This window comes from Streptomyces sp. NC-S4 (assembly GCF_054353315.1).
The window spans coordinates 247,690-265,085 of the sequence record NZ_CM135937.1; the positions used below are offsets into that span (position 1 = coordinate 247,690).

Below are 17,396 nucleotides of genomic sequence, written 5' to 3' on the forward strand. Positions count from 1 at the left end.
GCGGGGGCGACCGCCCTGCGGTCGCCCCCGCCCGTTCATCGCGGCTCAGAAGTCACGCGCCGTTCCCCGGACTCAGAACTGCAGCGCCCACGAGTCGATCTTGCCGGTGTCGACGTTCGCGTTGTCGTTCACACGGAGCTTCCACGTCCCGTTGGCGACCTCGGCGGAGGCGTTGACCGTGAAGGTCTTGATGATGTTGTCCGTGCTGCCGCCGGCCCGGTTGTGCAGGGTGTAGACGGTGCCGTCGGGCGCGACCAGGTCCACCTTCAGGTCACCGATGTAGGTGTGCTTGATGTCGACCGCGACGGCCAGTGACGCCGGGGCGTTGCCCGTGACCCCGGTGACGGAGACGGGCGACTCGACGGTGGCGTTGTCGTTGATCGCGTAGTCGGCGGTGTTCTCGAAGCGCTTGCCGGGCGGGACGGTGCCGCCGTCACCCACGTTGAGCAGCAGGTTCGGGGAACCCGTGCCGGGGCTGGTCACCACGTTCGGGGTCGCGGCGGCCACGAGGCCGTCACGGACCTGGGCGGGGGTGCTCGCCGGGTTCTGCGCCAGGTACAGCGCCGCCGCGCCGACCACGTGCGGGGTGGCCATCGAGGTGCCGGAAATGGTGTTGGTGGCCGTGTCGCCGGTGCCCCACGAGGAGGTGATGGAGGAGCCCGGCGCGAAAAGGTCCAGGACGGTGCCGTAGTTGGAGTAGCTCGCCTTGGCGTCGGTGTTGGTGGTGGCGCCGACCGTGATGGCCTCGGCCACGCGGGCCGGGGACTTCGTCGAGGCGTTCGTGGACTCGTTGCCCGCGGCGACGCCGTAGGTGATGCCGGAGGCGATGGAGTTGCGTACGGCCGTGTCGAGCGCGGAGTCCGCGCCGCCGCCGAGCGACATGTTGGCCACCGCCGGCTTGACCGCGTTGCGGGTCACCCAGTCGATGCCCGCGACGACCTGTGCCGTCGTGCCGCTGCCGTTGTTGTCGAGCACGCGGACACCGACGATCCTGGCCTTCTTGGCCACGCCGTACGCGCCGCCCGCGACGGTGCCGGCGACGTGCGTGCCGTGGCCGTGGCCGTCCTGGGCGGTGTTGTCGTTGTCGATGGCGTCGTAGCCGTAGGAGGCGCGGCCGCCGAAGTCCTGGTGCGTGATGCGGACACCGGTGTCGATGATGTAGGCGGTGACGCCCTCGCCGGCCTTGTCCGGGTAGGTGTAGCTCTGGTTGAGCGGGAGCGCGCGCTGGTCGATGCGGTCCAGGCCCCAGGACGGCGGGTTGGGCTGGGTCGCGTCCACGGTGAAGACGCGGTTCTGCACGACGGACTTGACCGCCGGGTCGGCCGCGAGCTTCTTCGCCTGCGCTTCGGAGACCTCGACGGAGTAGCCGTTGAGGGCGGCGCTGTAGGTCTTGTCGATCTTCGCGCCGTACCGCTTGGCGACGGCCTTGCCGCTGTCGGCGGTGGAGCGTGCGGCGGAGTCCTTCAGGGTCACGATGTAGCTGCCGGAGACGGTTCCGGCGGCACCGGCGTTCTCGATCACGCCCGGCGCGCCGCTGTCGGCAGCCGAGGCGGGTAACGCGGCGGCCGCGCCGAGCGCGAGGGCGGCGACCGCGGTCGCGCTGATGCCGGCGAGCCTCCGGCGGGTGTGACGCATCACGGACATGTGGGGGGTCCTCCTCTGGGTGGGCGCTGCGGGGTGGAGCAGCGACCTGACGGAGCCATGGGTGTAGGCATGACCATGACAATGCGAAGCCCGACGGGCCGTCGCCTACGAAAGGTTGACCCAGCCCCGTCGCACCCACAAGAGGCCCACGGACGCGTAACATCCCTGCCATGTCCCGGTCATGATTGAGCAAAAGTGCTCCGCACATGACGCAGGCACGGCCCGGCAGGGCCGGCGTCGAGGCGCGCTCACGTGCCGCCGCGCGGCGGCACGCCGGCCCGGCCCGGGTGCGCGGCTCCCCCGGGGGCGGCGATTTCCCGCCGGACCCGGCCGCGGTGCCCGCACCGGTCACGGGGGCGAACTCCTCGCCGCCGTACGGGTCCCGGCCACCGCTGCCTGGGATGTTCCCGGTGTCCCTGGAGGAGGCGCCCATCTCCGCCGCGCCACCGGCCGGGCGGGTTCACGCCAAACGGAACCCGCTCTTCCTGAGCCTGCCGGGCGCGGGGCGGGGCGCGCGAACGCACGCGGACCCGGCCCCGCGGCCGCCCCCGGAACAGGGCCGGCGACCGTGCGCGGACGCCCCTGGCCGCGTACCCCGCACGGCCCGCGCCGAGTTGTGAAATTTTCGTGCGCGGGTGATCCGGCCTGATCGACAGGCTCTAGGGCACGAGGTGCCACCACTGGTCGTCGTACTGGTCGCCGCACGACGTCTGCGCCGCGGGCCGGGCCGGCTCGTGGCCCTGGACCGTCAGGCACTTGGTGTTGACGGCATTGCGGAGCACGAACCGGTCGGCCCGGTCACCACTCCCCCACTGCAGTTCCCAGTGCTGCCCGTCGTTGCGGGCGGCGGTGCAGGCGAACTGACGTGCCGGGGCGAAGTTCTCCGAGCCCGCCACGGCCAGACACCGGCCGCTGTGCGCGTTGCGCACGGTGCGGGTGTCGCCGCCGTCCTGCGGGGCGAGCGTCCAGGTCCGGTCGGCGGCGTCGGTGCAGGTGTCCTGTACGGGGACGAGGCCGTCGTCGGTGCCGGGCACCCGCAGGCAGAGCTTGCTGTCCTGGTTGACCAGCCGCCCGGTGAGGACCGACGGATCCGCCGTACCCGGCCCCGGACCCGGTGCCGTGGCCGTGTCCGGGCTCTTGGCGGGCGGGGTGGCCCCGGTGCCCGTGCCCGGGTCGCCGACGCCCACGCGGACGGCTATCACGGTGGCCACGCACACCAGGGCGACCGCGCAGGCCGACACGATGCCGACGCGGTGCTCGTGGAAGTTGACCTGGAGGTTGCCGCTGCCGCGCTGTACCCCGGTCGGGCCGGTGTAGATACCACCGCTGCCGTCGTCGCGCCCGTCGGGCTCCGCCCCGCTCACGGGCGGGAGTCGAACCGGTTGACCTGGACGTTGCCGTCCCCGGACACCACCGCCGTCGGGCCGAGGAACACGTTCCGCGTGAATCCCCCGGCGGCCGGGCGCGCCTGCTCCGCCGCCTCGTCGAGCAGGGCCCGGAGCTCGGCCGCGGCCGCCGCCCGTTCGTCCGGATCCAGTTGCTCCAGCAGGTCCTCGGTACGGGTCCGCCAGGCCGCGCCGTGCCGGGTCCGCCCCTCGCTCCCGTCGCCGTCCTGCCCGGCCGCCGTCAGCTCGGCCGCGGTCCGGTCCAGGCGTTCCAGCTGGACGGTCTCCTGCTGCCGGTCCCCGCGGCCGAACAGCCGGGCCAGTCGGCTCCGCAACGCCGACCAGGCGTCCGTTCCGGCGGCCTGTACGACGCCCGAACCGACCGAGGCCGCCAGCGCGACCATCGCCTCGTCCAGCATGAAGCTCCCCCTTCGCCGTCCCCTGGCAACAGCGTCAACGGTAGCCCCGCCGGGCCGGGGGTCAACAGGGCTGCACGGCTACGCCCCCTGGTCGGTCGGCCGCTGCGGGGGGCTGGCCACGCCCGAGGGGCGGCCGCTGAGTTCGGCGTCCAGGGTCTGCTGGGCCGTACGCATGGATGCGGCGTACTCCGGCTCGGACATGCGCCGCCAGGCCTCGTCCGGCGCGACCTCCTCGACCCGGCTCGTCACCCACCAGATGTTGCCGAACGGATCCCTCACCCGGCCCCCGCGGTCCCCCCACGCACTGTCGGCGGCCTCGGTGACCACACGGGCCCCGTGGGCGACGGCCGCGGCCATGGCGGCGTCCGCGTCGCGCACGTAGATCCGCAGCATGGCGGGCATCACCGGCCAGTCGGACCGCCGGTCGAAGGCCAGCACGACCGTGTCGCCGACCCGGATCTCTCCGTGGCCGATGCTGCCGTCCGCGACCGCGACCCGGGCGATCTCCTCGCCGTCGAAGGCCGCGGTGATGAAGTCGAGCAGCGCTCCCGTGTCGTCGGTGACGACCCATGGCGCGACGCTGGTGTACCCCTCGGGGGCGAAGTGGTCCATCGGCCTCTTCCTCTCTGCCGCTCCTCGTGACGTCACCACCGTAGGCGCGAACGAGGTCAGATCCTGTCCTGCTCGGGGCACCGGTCCGCCACGGCGGTGGGGTCTGCCCGGCCGGGTGTGTCGGTGGTGGCCGGGACGCCTTCCGTCCGGCACGGTGGGCGCGACCGGTGGCCGTCGCGCGCCCGCGCGACGGTCGCGCCGCGCGCGGGAGAGGTTCGCATGACCGAGAACGGCAGTTCCCCGACCAGCCGCCGCGCCCTCCTGCTGGCCGCCGGATCGGCCGGGGTCGCGGCGCTGACGGCGGCCTGCTCCGGCCCGGCCGGGACCCGCGGGGCGGCCGGACAGCCCTCCGCGCCACCGGCCCTCCCGCCGTCGCCCGGTGGCAGCTCCCCGGCCTGCGTCCTGGCCGTCACGGCGGGCGCCGGCCCGTACTACCTGGACCTGGACCGGGTCCGTTCCGACATCACGGAGGGTCGGGAGGGGGTGCCGTTCCGGCTGGACCTGACGGTCGTACGGGCCTCGGCGGGTTGCCGGCCCGTCACCGACGCCGCGGTCGACGTCTGGCACGCCGACGCCGCGGGCGCCTACTCCACCGGCGGATCCACCTTCCTGCGCGGTACGCAGGTCACGGACGGGGCCGGCCGCAGTACGTTCCGCACGATCGTGCCCGGCTGGTACGCGGGCCTGGCCCCGCACATCCACTTCAAGGTGCGTCCCGACCGCCGCACCGAGACGACCTCGCAGTTCTTCTTCCCCGAGGACCTGTTGGTGCGGGTGTACGCCCGCCCGCCCTACACCGGGCGCCGCGCGCCGAAGCACCCCAACGCCCGGGACAGCCGCTACCGGGCCGCCGGGGCCGCGATGACGCTGTCCCTCGTCCCCGACGGGGACGGCTACCGCGCCGCCTGCACCGTGGGAATCGCCTGAGCGTCACACGAGTGCGAGGCCCTCGACGAGTTCCGCCCCAGGGATCTCGGCGAACAGCTTCCCGGGGGCGATCAGCTTGCCGCGCCGGCGTCCACTGCCGACGAGTACGTGCGGCATGTCGACGACCGCCGCGTCCACCAGGAGCGGCCAGTCCCGCGGCAGGCCGAGCGGGGTGATGCCCCCGTACTCCATGCCCGTCAGCTCCACGGCCGTCTCCATCGGCGCGAACGACACCTTGCGCGCGCCCAGGTGGCGCCGGACGGCGCCGTTGACGTCGACCCGGCCGGCGGAGGGCACGAGGCAGGCGGCGAGGGTCACGACGCCACCGCGCTTGGCGGCGACGACCACGCAGTTCGCCGACCGGTGGAGGAGCTCCGGCCCGTAGTGGGCGACGAAGGCGCCGGTGTCGGCGATCGCGGGGTCGGTGTCCACGTAGACGATCTGCTCGGCCGGCACGTCACCGGCCCAGCCCCGGACCGCTTCGGCGACGGGCGGGGTGAGTTCCGTGAGGCAGTCCGGAGCCGGCACCGCATGGTCGAAGGACCCGAGGGGAGCACGCATGCCCGCACGCTAGCACCCGTCCACGTTTCAGCCGACCTGGATTCCGATGACGCAGGTGTCGTCGTCCGTGTCGGACCGGCTCCCGGCGAGCAGGCGGTCCAACTGCCGGTCCAGGTCTCCGGCGCCGGCGGCCGCCGCGTTCATGAGGTGGCCGAGCGAGTCCTGCACCGAGGAGTCCCGCCGCTCCACCAGCCCGTCCGTGTACATCAGCAGGGTGTCGTCCGGTTCGAGCCGCACCTCCCCCTCGGCGTACGTCACTTCGGGGAGCGCGCCGAGGAGCAGACCCCCGATGAGCGGGAAGGCCTCCGCCCCGCCGCCGCGGACGAGTACGGGAGGCAGGTGCCCGGCACGCGCCCAGCGCAGCACCCTGGTGGCGGGGTCGAAGATCCCGCAGACCGCGGTGGCCGTCACCTGCTTGGCGAGATGGTGGGTGACCGTGTTGAGCCAGGACAGCAGTTGGGCGGGGCCCGCTCCGGTCACGGCGAGGCCGCGCAGCGCGTTGCGCAGGACGACCATGCCGGTGGCCGCCTCGATACCGTGTCCGGCGATGTCGCCCACGGAGAGCATGACGAGCCCGGACGGCAGGACCACGGTGTCGTACCAGTCGCCGCCGACGAGCGACTCGGTCTCCGCCGGCCGGTAGCGGACGGCGACGCGCAGGCCGGGGGCCTCGACGGCCGGCGGGGTGGGGGGCATGATCGCGTGCTGGAGCTGCAGGGCGAGGCGGTTGCGTTCGGCGGATTCGGCCTCGGTGTGGGCGAGTCGGTCCTGGGTCGCGGCCAGGGCGACCTCGGTCCAGTGCTGCGCGGAGATGTCCTGGTACGCGCCGCGGACGGCGTGGAGCCGCTGGTCCGCGTCGAGGACGGGCTCGGCGACGACACGGATGTGCCGGGTGATGCCGTCCGGCCTGCGCAGGCGCAGGTTGACGGAGGCCGGGCGGCGGTAGCGCAGCACGGCCCGCAGGAAGCGGTCCAGGGCGGCGGAGTCGTCGGGGTGGGCGTAGCCGGGCAGTTCCCGCAGCCGGACGGGCGGGGCGGTGGCGGGCAGTCCGTGCAGCGCGTACAGCTGCGCGTTCCAGGTGATCCCGCCGGTGACGAGGTTCTCCTCGAAGCCGCCGATCCGGCCCAGGCGCTGGGCGTGCTGGAGGAGGTCGGCCAGTCGTGCCGTCTCGTCCTCGACGCGCCAGATCAGCAGGACGGCGGCGCCGTGCCGGCTGACGCTGATGTCCGCGACCGAGGTGAGAGGGATCTGGTCGACCAGCGCGGTCAGGCTCATGCGTTCGGCGCGGAAGGGCTCGCCGGTCGCGTACACGCGCTCGACGATGCCGAAGAGTCCGCTCTCGCCCCCGGCCGTCGGGTAGGCCTCCAGCAGGAGTGCGCCGTTCACGTCGCCGCGCGGCCGCCCGGCGGGATCGACGAACCGGCTGCTGGCGTGGCGGATGCGGAAGTCGGTCAGCCGGCCATCGTGATCGAGTACGGGGGTGAGGACCACGGCGGGGTCGTGCAGGCCTTCGGAGAGGTCGATCAGCTCCGTGACGTCCGGGAGCACCGCGTCGAGCATGCCCACGTCGCCGGTGGGCGCGGTGTCCATGGTGCGGGCGCACAGTTCGGCGAGGGCCTCGACCTGGCGCTCGATCTGCGGGGGCTGCGGTGCCAGGGGCTGCGGCCAGCAGATTTCGAGGACGCCGTGGATGCGTCCGCCGGTCCCGGCCGGTACGGCCATCCGCCCGCCGCCGGGCCGCTGGAGGTGGCCGATCGAGGGAGGTCCGTCGTGCCGGAGCCGGGTGAGGGTGACCAGTCGGCGCTCGTGCAGTGCGAGGCGGGCGACGGTGGAGACGCCCGGGGGTACGTGGCGCCAGCGCGCGGCTTCCCCGGGCGGGAATCCGGCGTGGCCCGCGAGGGCCAGGGAGCCGTCGGGGGCCGCGCTCCATACGGCGACGGCGTCCGCGCCCAGCGGACCGAGGGCGTTCACCAGGAGGGACTCGGCCACCGCCTGGGTGTCGTCGGCGGCGGCCAGTACCCCGCTCTCGGCCGTGCGCAGCCGCACGGAGACCGTGGGTGACCCCTCGTCCGGTTCGGGCGTGCCGGTGCGCCGGGCGAACGCGGCGGCGACCTCGCTGACGTGGTCGCGGGATGCCTGGTTGACGATGTCGGCGGCGAGTTCGAGCGCGGACAGCCCGGTCTCGCGGGACAGTTCGTCGAGCTGGCGTGCCGCCGCGGCGGGGGTGCAGCTCAGCTGTCCGATCAGGATGCCCTTGGCCAGCTCGATCAGGGCCCTGCCGTCCGCGGCGGCGTGCGCCGCCCGCACCTCGCCGCGGAGCCGTTCGACGGTGGCGACGAGGCGTCCGAGGCGTTCCGGCGCGTGGTGCGGTGCCGTGTCCCGGGACGGCTGGTCGGCGGCCGTCCCCAGGGCTGTCCCGGAGGCCGGTCCCGGCGGGCGGGCGCCGTCGTGCCGCTGTGTGCCCGGGCTCATACGGTGAGCCAGTGGCGGACGCGGGCGATGAGGTCGTCCGCGTCGACCGGTTTGGTCACGTAGTCGCTGGCTCCCGCGGCGAGACTCTTCTCGCGGTCGCCCGGCATCGCCTTGGCGGTGACCGCGATGATGGGCAGCCCCGAGTAGGCGGGCATCCGCCGGATCTCGGCGGTCGCCGCGTAGCCGTCCAGTTCGGGCATCATCACGTCCATCAGGATCAGGTCGACGCCCTCGTCGCGGACGAGGGTGTCGATCCCCTTGCGGCCGTCCTCCGCGTGCAGGACGCGGACACCGTGCAGTTCCAGCACCCCGCTGAGCGCGAACAGGTTGCGCGCGTCGTCGTCGACGACGAGGACGGTGCGTCCGGCGAGGTCGTCGTCGAGCGGATGGGCGGTCTGGCGGTCCTGCGCCTCCTCGTGGACGAGGGGCAGTACGTCCCCCGGCCGCTCGGCGGACAGGTGCAGCACGATGCGTTCCCGCAGCTCGTCCAGGCTCGAGAGCAGTTCCAGCCTGCGCGACGCGGCCCGGTCCCGCAGCACCCGTTCCTGCCCGGTCTTCAGGCGGGGGTTGTTGTGCGCGAGGACCGGGAGGGAGGAGAGCGCCGGGTCTCCGTCGAGCGCATCGAGGAAGCGCAGCGCCTCGCCGCCGGGCATGTCGAGTTCGAGGACGACGCAGTGGAAGGAGTGCGAGGCCAGGGCGGCGGCGGCTTCCCGTGAACTCGTGGCGTTGACCACCTGGACGCCCTCGCGGTGGTACCCCGGCGGCAGGTGGTCGGGGGCGAGGTCCCGGTCGGCGCTCTCGGCGACGAGGGAGAGCAGGCCGCGGGGACGCTCCTCGATCACCAGAAGGCGGCGGGCCCGCCGCTGCGGCGGGACCGCGGCGGCGGCGCTGATGGCGTCGGCCGGCACGGGACGTCGCGGGGCGCCGGCGTGCCGGTCCGTCGCCGCGGGGGCCTCGGGGTGGGGCTCCTCCTCGTAGTCCGCCCGGCTGACCGGCAGGTAGAGGGTGAAGGTGCTGCCCTGTCCCGGTGTGCTCTCCGCGATGACGGCACCGCCGAGGAGCTGGGCGATCTCGCGGCTGATGGAGAGCCCGAGCCCGGTGCCCCCGTACTTGCGGCTGGTGGTGCCGTCGGCCTGCTGGAAGGCGCCGAAGACGGACTCCAGCTGCTGCTCCGGGATGCCGATGCCGGTGTCCCGTACCCGGAAGGCGAGCAGCGGCGCGCGTCCGGGGAGCCCGGCGGGGGCCTCGGCGGGCGCCGCCGGTTCGATCCGCAGCTCGACGCCGCCCCGCTCGGTGAACTTGACCGCGTTGGAGAGCAGGTTGCGCAGGATCTGGCGCAGGCGCGCGTCGTCGGTGAGCAGGTCGGCCGGAGCGTCGGGGGCCGTGGTGACGGTGAAGTCGAGGCTCTTCTGCATGGTCAGCGGGCGGAAGGTGGCCTCGACGTACTCCAGCAGCTGGGGCAGGTCCACCCGCTCGGGGTTGACGTCCATCTTCCCCGCCTCGACCTTCGAGAGGTCGAGGATGTCGTTGATCAGCTGCAGCAGGTCCGAGCCCGCCGAGTGGATGATGCCCGCGTACTCGACCTGCTTCGGGGAGAGGTTGCGGGTCGGGTTCTGGGCGAGCAGCTGGGCGAGGATCAGGAGGCTGTTGAGCGGTGTCCGCAGCTCGTGGCTCATGTTGGCCAGGAACTCCGACTTGTAGGTGGAGGCGCGCGACAACTGCCGGGCCCGGTCCTCGAGTTCCTGCCGGGCCTGTTCGATCTCCAGGTTCTTGGCCTCGATGTCGCTGTTCTGGCTGGCGAGGAGGGCTGCCTTCTCCTCCAGCTCCGCGTTGGAGCGCTGCAGTTCCACCTGCTGGACCTGCAGTTCCTCCGAACGTGCCTGGAGCTCCCCGGTCAGCCGCTGGGACTCCTCGAGGAGTTCGTCGGTACGGGCGTTGGCGACGATGGTGTTGAGGTTGACGCCGACGGTCTCCATCAACTGGCCGAGGAAGTCGCGGTGCACGGGGGTGAAGGCGGAGAAGGAGGCGAGCTCGATCACGCCGAGCACCTGGTCCTCCACGACGATGGGCAGGATGATCAGGCTGCCCGGGATGGTGTGGCCGAGCCCCGAGGAGATGACGTAGCCGCCGGGGACCTGGTCGGTGGCGATGATCCGGCGGCTGCGCGCGGCCTGGCCCACGAGGGACTCCCCGAAGGCGAAGCCGGTGCCCTCGCTCGTGCCGGCGGGGCGGCCGTAGGAGCCGACCAGGATGAGCAGGGGGCCGCCGGGGCCGTCCTCGGCGAGGTAGAAGGCTCCGTACTGGGCGGCGACGAGCGGCGTCAGTTCGTCCATGACGAGTTCCGCGACGGCGGCGAGGTCCCGGTGGCCCTGCATCAGGCCGGTGATCCGGGCCAGGTTGGACTTGAGCCAGTCCTGCTCCTGGTTGGCCCGGGTGCTCTCCCGCAGCGAGCCGACCATGGAGTTGATGTTGTCCTTGAGCTCGGCGACCTCACCCGAGGCGTCGACGGTGATCGAGCGGGTCAGGTCGCCCTCGGCGACCGCGCTGGCGACCTCGGCGATGGCCCGGACCTGGCGGGTGAGGTTGCCCGCCAGCTCGTTGACGTTCTCGGTCAGCCGCTTCCACGTGCCGGAGACGCCCTCGACCTCGGCCTGGCCGCCGAGCCGGCCCTCGCTGCCGACCTCGCGGGCCACGCGCGTGACCTCGGCTGCGAAGGAGGAGAGCTGGTCGACCATCGTGTTGATGGTGGTCTTCAGCTCCAGGATCTCCCCGCGCGCGTCCACGTCGATCTTCTTCGACAGGTCGCCGTTGGCGACGGCCGTCGTGACGAGCGCGATGTTGCGGACCTGGCCGGTGAGGTTGTTCGCCATGGAGTTGACGTTGTCGGTGAGGTCCTTCCAGGTACCCGCGACGTGGGGAACCTGTGCCTGGCCGCCGAGTCTGCCCTCGGTACCGACCTCGCGGGCCACCCGGGTCACCTCGTCGGCGAACGCGGACAGCGTGTCGACCATCGTGTTGATGACGCCGGCCAGCGCAGCGACCTCGCCCTTCGCCTCCACCATGATCTTCTGCGAGAGGTCGCCGCGGGCGACGGCGGTGGCCACCTGGGCGATGGAACGCACCTGGCCCGTCAGGTTGGACGCCATGACGTTGACGTTGTCGGTGAGGTCCTTCCACGTGCCGGAGACCCCGCGGACCGTGGCCTGGCCGCCCAGGTTGCCCTCGGTTCCGACCTCGCGGGCGACGCGGGTCACTTCGTCGGCGAAGGCGGAGAGCTGGTCGACCATCGTGTTGATGGTCTCCTTCAGCTCCAGGATCTCCCCCCGCGCGTCCACCCGGATCTTCTGCGTCAGATCGCCCTGGGCCACCGCGGTGGTGACCTCCGCGATCGAGCGCACCTGGGCGGTCAGGTTGTCGGCCATGACGTTGACCGACTCGGTCAGGTCCTTCCAGGTACCGGACACGTCCTTGACGTCCGCCTGACCGCCGAGCCGGCCTTCGGTGCCGACCTCCCGGGCGACCCGGGTGACCTCTCCGGCGAACGCGGAGAGCTGGTCGACCATCGTGTTGATGGTCTCCTTCAGCTCCAGGATCTCACCGCGCGCGGTGACGTTGATCTTCTGCGAGAGGTCGCCCCTGGCCACGGCCGTGGCGACCTGGGCGATGGAGCGCACCTGGGCCGTGAGGTTTCCGGCCATGAAGTTGACCGAATCCGTGAGGTCCAGCCAGGCGCCCCCGACCCCCGGTACGTCCGCCTGGCCGCCGAGCGTTCCCTCGGTGCCCACCTCGCGGGCCACCCGGGTCACCTCGGACGTGAACAGCGACAGCTGGTCGGCCATCCCGTTGAACACGGTGGCGATCTCGCCGAGCAGCCCGTCCCCCGTATCGGGCAGCCGGGTGCGGAAGTCCCCGTCCCGTACGGCCGTCAGGCCGGCCAGGAGCTGGCGCAGTTCCGATTCGCCGATCCTGTCCTCGCCGGGGAGCGCGGGTGACCTGCCCGGTGCCTCCGTGCCCGTCCGCTCAGCCATGCGCCAACCTCACTCTAGACAACGACCGTGCCGGCGCGGGAGACAGGGCGAGATGGGAACCGCCATCACCGCACGACCGGTGATGAAGGCTATCGTCGACGCAAGCGCATCCGATCACCCGGTCACGAGCCGCCGACGGCGTCCTCGATGCTCGGGTGGAGGGAGAGCACCGTATCGGCGCCCGTCAGGGCGAAGAGACGGCGGAGTTGCTCGCCGGGGGCGGCGATGCGCAGCGTGGTGAGGTGGTGCATCCGCAGCAGCAGGTTCAGGAACGAGGAGTCTCCGAAGGTGATGGAGCCCGCGTCCAGGACCACCAGCCCGTGCCGGTCCGCGGCGGAGGCGAGAGCCTCCTCGAGCGGGGCCAGGGTGTCCTGGTCGAGCTCACCGTGCGCCGCCACCACCCACCCGGCTCCGGCCAGGTAGCCGTCCCCGACGGCGCCTTGGTGGTACGCGTCCCCTGCTCCGGTCATGTCCGCCTCCCCGGATCCTCACCTGTACGGCTTCCGCAAGGGAGTATGCCTGCTCTCCGGCCGGCCGAGGGCGCCGAGCCCCGCGGCACACGCACCCGGAGGCCGGCGCCACCTCATCGGCGGCAGCCGCGCAGAAAAGTTTTTCGTGCGGGGCGTGTAAGGGTGGGAAGTCGGGGCACAAGCGCCCGAGCAGCCGTCAGTCAATCGGGAGGGAACGGCCACCATGTCTCGCTCGGCCACCGTCACAGGCCCCATTCGTGCAACAGACGCCCACCTGACGCCCGCTGTGTCCGGCGCCGTGGAAGTCCCTTGGCAGGACGTGGAACTGCCCGAGGTGAAGAACGCCCGGGAGATGGCGCCCGCCGACGCGCGCGAGCTGTCGAAGCTCTTCTTCCTGCGGCTCGGCGCGCTGGAAGAGGGAACGCACGAGTACCAGTACGCCCGCAACACCCTGATCGAGATGAACCTGTCGCTGGTTCAGTTCGCAGCACGGCGCTTCCGCTCCCGCGTGCTGGGCGGGGGTCTGGACATGGACGACATCATCCAGGTGGGGACCATCGGCCTCATCAAGGCCATCGACCGCTACGAGCCCGAACGCGAGATCGAGTTCTCCACCCTCGCCCTCCCCTACATCACCGGTGAGATCAAGCGCTACTTCCGCGACACCACCTGGGCGGTGCACGTCCCGCGCCGTCTGCAGGAGCGGCGCACGGAGCTCGCCAGGGCCCAGGAGGCCCTGACCGAGCTGCTGGGCCGGTCCCCCACGGTCAAGGAGGTCGCCCAGCACCTCGAACTGACCGAGGAACAGGTCGTCGAAGGGCTGGTCGCCGCGAACGGCTATACGAGCGGCTCCCTGGACACCTGCGCCGAGGGCGACGAGCCGTCGACGACTTCGAGCCGGACGACGCGTCCGCTCGCGGAGCGGCTCGGCGACGTCGATCCCGCCATGGAGCTCTTCGAGGAGTTCCACACCCTCGCTCCCCTGCTGGAGCAGCTGGACGAACGCGACCGGCGGATCCTGCGGCTGCGCTTCGGCGAGGACAGGACGCAGGCGGAGATCGGGGCCGAACTGGGCATCTCGCAGATGCAGGTCTCGCGGTTGCTGTCCCGGACCCTGGCCCAGCTGCGCGCCGGAATGCTCTCGGTGTAGGCAGCGGCCGTGCTCCCACCCCACCGGCACGACGGACCCGTCCCGCCCCTCCCCCTCGTCCCGCCCATCGGCGCGCAGGCGCTCTACGAGGACGGGATGTGGGCGGAGGCGGTCCTGCGGTGCGCGAACGTCGCGACGGGCCCGGCGGCGACGCTGACCGCCCGGCCGTTGCGCGACCGTCCCGGTGCCCGGCTGAGCGGCAGCTGCGACCTCGACACCCGGCCCGTCCTGCGCGCCGCGCTCGGCGTCGTCACCCGGATCCCCGGCCCGGTCGTCCATCTCGACCTCTCCGCCGTGGCCTTCCTCGACACGGCCGCCGTCGCCGCTCTGGTGCAGGCCAACGCCACCGTCACCGGCCAAGGACGTCGCCTGCTGCTCCACCACCCGCCATACTCGCTCCGCAAGCTCGTGGAGATGTTCCCGGACGAATGCGCCGCGCTGGAGGTCGCAGCATGATCCACCTTCCTGCGTCCGGCGCCTCCGGGACCTTCGTCCACCCCGCCCTCTTCTACCGGGGGCAGGCGGACTACCTGGCAGGCGTGGGCGGGTTCGTACGGGCCGCCCTCGCGGCCGACGAGCCGGTGCTCGTGGCCGTGCCCGGCCCGCGGCTCGACTCCCTGCGCGAGGATCTCGGCACCACCGCGACCGGGGTCACCTGGACGGACATGACGCAGCTGGGCCGCAACCCCGGCCGCATCCTGGCCGCGCTGCAGGAATTCGCCGACCGGCACCCTGGCCGGCCCGCCCGGATCGTGGGCGAGCCGATCTGGCCGGGCCGCTCACGGGCCGAGGTGCTGGAGGCCACCCGCCACGAGGCGCTCATCAACACCGCCTTCGCGGGGCGGCCGGCCACCGTTCTGTGCCCGTACGACGTCCTCGGCCTGCCGGCCGCCGTGGTGTCCGATGCCCGGCGTACGCATCCCACGCTGCTGGCGGACGGCGCGGCCCTGGCGAGCCCGGACTACGCGGAAGCCCCGTCGGTCTGCGCCGACTGCGACGAACCCCTGCCCGAACCCGACGGGGGTGCACCCCGGCTCGCCTACACCCACGGGCAGCTGAGCGAGGTACGCGCGCACGCCGAGGCCTTCGCACGCGGCACGGACCTGAGCGCGGCACGGCGCGGCGACCTCGTCCTGGCGGTCGGTGAGGCGGCCGCCAACTCCCTCGCCCACGGGGGCGGGAGGGGCGAGCTACGGCTGTGGAGCACGGCCGGATCGGGTGCGGGTGCGGGTGCCGGGGTCGTGGCGGAGATCCGCGACGGCGGCCGCCTCGCCGACCCGTTGGCGGGGCGCCGGCGCCCGGCGCTGGCTTCGGCCCACGGCGGCCGCGGCCTGTGGATGATCCACCAGCTGTGCGACCTGGTGGAGATCCGCGCCTCGGAAGCCGGCTTCACCTTGAGACTGCACATGACAATCTACTGAGGGGCCGGCGGTCCCCTTAGACTGTCACTCGCGTAGTCGGGTGTCCTCGGCCCCACGGGGCCTGTTCGTTCCCGCGAACGGCGACCAATGTCATCGGTGGGGGTGAGAGACCACAGTGGAAACGATCGGGCCGGAAACCGGCGATCGCAGGCCTGCCGGGCTTTCCGTCGCGGCGCAGCGCCGTCGGCTCGCCCTGGCCGGCGTACGCGGACCCGTGGCCAAGGGCCGCGACTTCACGCGCCAGGCCCTGCTCGACTGGGGGTGGAGCGGGACCGAGACGTCCGAGGACGCGCTGCTCCTGGTGTCCGAGCTGCTGACCAACGCGGCCCTGCATGCGGGGGGTTGCATCGAGCTCGTGCTCTCGGCCGGCGAGGTGCTGCGGATCGAGGTCTTCGACGGCACGACGACGCCGCCCCGCCGCCACCCGTCCCCGCAGCGCGGCCTTCCGGGCGGCCACGGCCTCTACATCGTGGAGCGCGTCTCCGATCGCTGGGGCACGCACACCCACGAGGGCGGCAAGGCCGTCTGGGCCGAGATCGGGGCATCGCGACTGACCTCGGGCAGGTCCACGGGGCTGTGACCCGGCCGGGCCGGGCGGGCCGTCCGTGCCGCCGGGCCGTCCTGCGGCCGCCCGCCCCGCCCACGCCCCCGTACCGGAGCTTCGTTCCGCGCGACGGGGGCAGGCGCGCGGTATGACATCCCACGCGCTCGACTCCCTGGCCCTGACCCCGGCACCCGGCCCCGCCTGGATCCATCTGGCCGTCATCGCGTTCGCCCTCCTCGTCCTGCTCCACAGCCTGGCCCGGCACCGGTAGGCGTCCGCGGAGCGGTGGTCCTCGGAGCGGGGGTCCTCGGAGCGGGGGTCCACGAATTCTTTCCCCGGTCCTGTTTGAGCCCTCGATTCGGGGCCAGACGCGTAGGTGTCGGCGGGTCGCCGTTTCGAGCGGGGCGGCGACCCGCCGGGATCCGCGGCCGCACGCCGGTGTCCCGTCCCCCCGGGCACCGCGTGCGGCCGCGGTCCTGCACGGTCCTGACGGCGGTGACCGCATCGCGGGACGCGGGCGGCGGCGCCGACGACACGGAAGGGGTACGCATGTCGCACGTCGAGGAGTACGTCGAGGTCAACGTTCCGGCGCGGACAGCCTACAACCAGTGGACGCAGTTCGAGGAGTTCCCGGCCTTCATGGAGGGGGTCGAACGCATCGAGCAGCGCACGGACACGCTCACCCACTGGGTGACGAACGTGAACGGCGTGCGGCGTGAGTTCGACGCTCAGATCACCGAGCAGTACCCGGACCGCCGCGTCGCGTGGATGACGGTGGACGGGGAGACCCGCCAGGCCGGGCTGGTGACCTTCCAGCCCATCGACGCGACCACCACCAAGGTCGTCCTGCACATGAACTGGGTGCCCGAGGGGCTGGCCGAGAACGCCGCCGACAAGCTGGGCTTCGTCAAGCGGCAGGTCGCCGGGGACCTGAAGCGGTTCAAGCTGTTCATCGAGTCCCGCGGCGCCGGGACGGGCGCGTGGCGCGGCGAGGTCTGACGGCGAGCGGCAGCGGCCGGGGGCCGGCGTCCGGGGTCAGCGGTGCCACCGGTGCCTGCGGTGCGGATGTACGGCCCGGCCCAGCCGCAGGCCGCTCACCACGCCGCCGCCGGATGTGCCTCCATCCCGTGCGGGCGCGTTTACCCTGTGGACGGCGGTGCACGCCTGCCCCGCTGACGGTCCGCCACGGCGGCCCGGTCGCCGGATCGCCGGGCTGCCCGTGCGGGGGCTCGCGCGCACCTGCGCCACAGCCCCGGCGGACAGGAGGAGGCCTGATGGCGCAGGATGCCCGGAACGGGCGGCGCGAGAGCGTGGAGGAGCGCGCGGACCGGCAGTGGCAGGAGCTCATCCAGGAGATCCGCGTCGCGCAGACGGGCGTGCAGATCCTCTTCGGCTTCCTGCTGACCGTCGCCTTCACCCCGCATTTCCAGAGCCTGCCCCAGACCGACAAGGTGATCTACGTCGTCACCGTGGTGCTGGGCGCGCTGGCGACGGGGGCGCTGATCGGACCCGTCTCCTTCCACCGCATCGTGTCGGGCCGCCGGATCAAACCCGAGGCCGTCGCGTGGGCCTCCCGTCTGACCTTCACGGGACTGATCCTGCTCCTGGCCACCTGCACCTGTGCCCTCCTCCTCGTGCTGCGGGTGGCCATGGACAACGCCGTCGTGCCGTGGCTGGTCGCGGGAGTCCTGGCCTGGTACCTCCTGTGCTGGTTCGTGCTCCCCATCTGGGCCCGCGTCCGCTACACCGCGGCGGACTGAGCA

Annotated in this window: 16 protein-coding genes; 8 read left to right on the top strand and 8 right to left on the bottom strand. The window is 72.8% G+C overall.

What is annotated here, in order from left to right:
• Window positions 1-72 precede the first annotated feature (72 nt).
• From ACXNSR_RS01235 to ACXNSR_RS01250, 4 genes are all read right to left on the bottom strand, one after another.
• Window positions 73-1,644 (bottom strand): S8 family peptidase, encoded by a 1,572-nt coding sequence (locus ACXNSR_RS01235; RefSeq protein WP_458640260.1) that lies wholly within the window; start codon window positions 1,642-1,644, stop codon window positions 73-75.
• Between the two features lie 659 nt (window positions 1,645-2,303).
• Entirely contained in the window at window positions 2,304-3,008 is a 705-nt protein-coding gene (locus tag ACXNSR_RS01240) for an RICIN domain-containing protein (RefSeq protein ID WP_458640261.1), read from the bottom strand.
• Window positions 3,005-3,448 (bottom strand): hypothetical protein, encoded by a 444-nt coding sequence (locus ACXNSR_RS01245; RefSeq protein WP_458640262.1) that lies wholly within the window; start codon window positions 3,446-3,448, stop codon window positions 3,005-3,007. Before ACXNSR_RS01245 ends, ACXNSR_RS01240 begins: the two co-directional genes overlap by 4 nt.
• A 78-nt stretch (window positions 3,449-3,526) precedes the next feature.
• Window positions 3,527-4,060, bottom strand: coding sequence for a VOC family protein (locus tag ACXNSR_RS01250; RefSeq protein ID WP_458640263.1), 534 nt, complete (start codon window positions 4,058-4,060; stop codon window positions 3,527-3,529).
• A gap of 219 nt (window positions 4,061-4,279) precedes the next feature.
• On the opposite strand from ACXNSR_RS01250, the gene ACXNSR_RS01255 reads away from it, so the two are divergent.
• A complete protein-coding gene (locus ACXNSR_RS01255; RefSeq protein WP_458640264.1) occupies window positions 4,280-4,987 on the top strand; it encodes a dioxygenase family protein in 708 nt (235 codons plus the stop codon).
• 3 nt (window positions 4,988-4,990) lie between these two features.
• On the opposite strand, the gene ACXNSR_RS01260 is transcribed toward ACXNSR_RS01255, so the two are convergent.
• The 4 genes from ACXNSR_RS01260 to ACXNSR_RS01275 all read right to left on the bottom strand — a co-directional run bounded on the left by ACXNSR_RS01260 (window position 4,991) and on the right by ACXNSR_RS01275 (window position 12,518).
• Window positions 4,991-5,548 (bottom strand): YbaK/EbsC family protein, encoded by a 558-nt coding sequence (locus tag ACXNSR_RS01260; protein WP_458640265.1) that lies wholly within the window; start codon window positions 5,546-5,548, stop codon window positions 4,991-4,993.
• A 27-nt stretch (window positions 5,549-5,575) separates the two neighbouring features.
• Complete coding sequence (locus ACXNSR_RS01265; protein WP_458640266.1) at window positions 5,576-8,020, bottom strand: SpoIIE family protein phosphatase; 2,445 nt, start codon at window positions 8,018-8,020, stop codon at window positions 5,576-5,578.
• A complete protein-coding gene (locus ACXNSR_RS01270) occupies window positions 8,017-12,048 on the bottom strand; it encodes a HAMP domain-containing protein (RefSeq protein ID WP_458640267.1) in 4,032 nt (1,343 codons plus the stop codon). The genes ACXNSR_RS01265 and ACXNSR_RS01270 overlap by 4 nt, the downstream gene beginning before the upstream one ends.
• A 122-nt stretch (window positions 12,049-12,170) precedes the next feature.
• Window positions 12,171-12,518, bottom strand: coding sequence for an STAS domain-containing protein (locus ACXNSR_RS01275; protein WP_458640268.1), 348 nt, complete (start codon window positions 12,516-12,518; stop codon window positions 12,171-12,173).
• Between the two features lie 223 nt (window positions 12,519-12,741).
• Here ACXNSR_RS01275 and ACXNSR_RS01280 point away from each other — a divergent pair, with 223 nt between their 5' ends.
• From ACXNSR_RS01280 to ACXNSR_RS01310, 7 genes are all read left to right on the top strand, one after another.
• Window positions 12,742-13,668 carry a SigB/SigF/SigG family RNA polymerase sigma factor gene (locus tag ACXNSR_RS01280; RefSeq protein ID WP_458640269.1) on the top strand — a complete coding sequence of 309 codons (927 nt, stop codon included), beginning with the start codon at window positions 12,742-12,744 and terminating at the stop codon, window positions 13,666-13,668.
• A gap of 9 nt (window positions 13,669-13,677) precedes the next feature.
• Window positions 13,678-14,124 carry an STAS domain-containing protein gene (locus tag ACXNSR_RS01285; protein WP_458640270.1) on the top strand — a complete coding sequence of 149 codons (447 nt, stop codon included), beginning with the start codon at window positions 13,678-13,680 and terminating at the stop codon, window positions 14,122-14,124.
• Window positions 14,121-15,089 (top strand): anti-sigma factor RsbA family regulatory protein, encoded by a 969-nt coding sequence (locus ACXNSR_RS01290; RefSeq protein WP_458640271.1) that lies wholly within the window; start codon window positions 14,121-14,123, stop codon window positions 15,087-15,089. Before ACXNSR_RS01285 ends, ACXNSR_RS01290 begins: the two co-directional genes overlap by 4 nt.
• Window positions 15,090-15,204: 115 nt before the next feature.
• Entirely contained in the window at window positions 15,205-15,669 is a 465-nt protein-coding gene (locus tag ACXNSR_RS01295) for an ATP-binding protein (protein WP_458640272.1), read from the top strand.
• 112 nt (window positions 15,670-15,781) lie between these two features.
• Complete coding sequence (locus ACXNSR_RS01300; protein ID WP_266446983.1) at window positions 15,782-15,904, top strand: hypothetical protein; 123 nt, start codon at window positions 15,782-15,784, stop codon at window positions 15,902-15,904.
• A gap of 278 nt (window positions 15,905-16,182) precedes the next feature.
• The gene (locus ACXNSR_RS01305) at window positions 16,183-16,632 is read left to right on the top strand and encodes an SRPBCC family protein (RefSeq protein ID WP_458643523.1); all 450 of its coding nucleotides are present in this window, start codon (window positions 16,183-16,185) and stop codon (window positions 16,630-16,632) included.
• A 275-nt stretch (window positions 16,633-16,907) separates the two neighbouring features.
• Window positions 16,908-17,393, top strand: a complete 486-nt coding sequence (locus tag ACXNSR_RS01310; protein ID WP_458640273.1) for a DUF6328 family protein — start codon at window positions 16,908-16,910, stop codon at window positions 17,391-17,393.
• The last annotated feature ends 3 nt before the right edge of the window (window positions 17,394-17,396 follow it).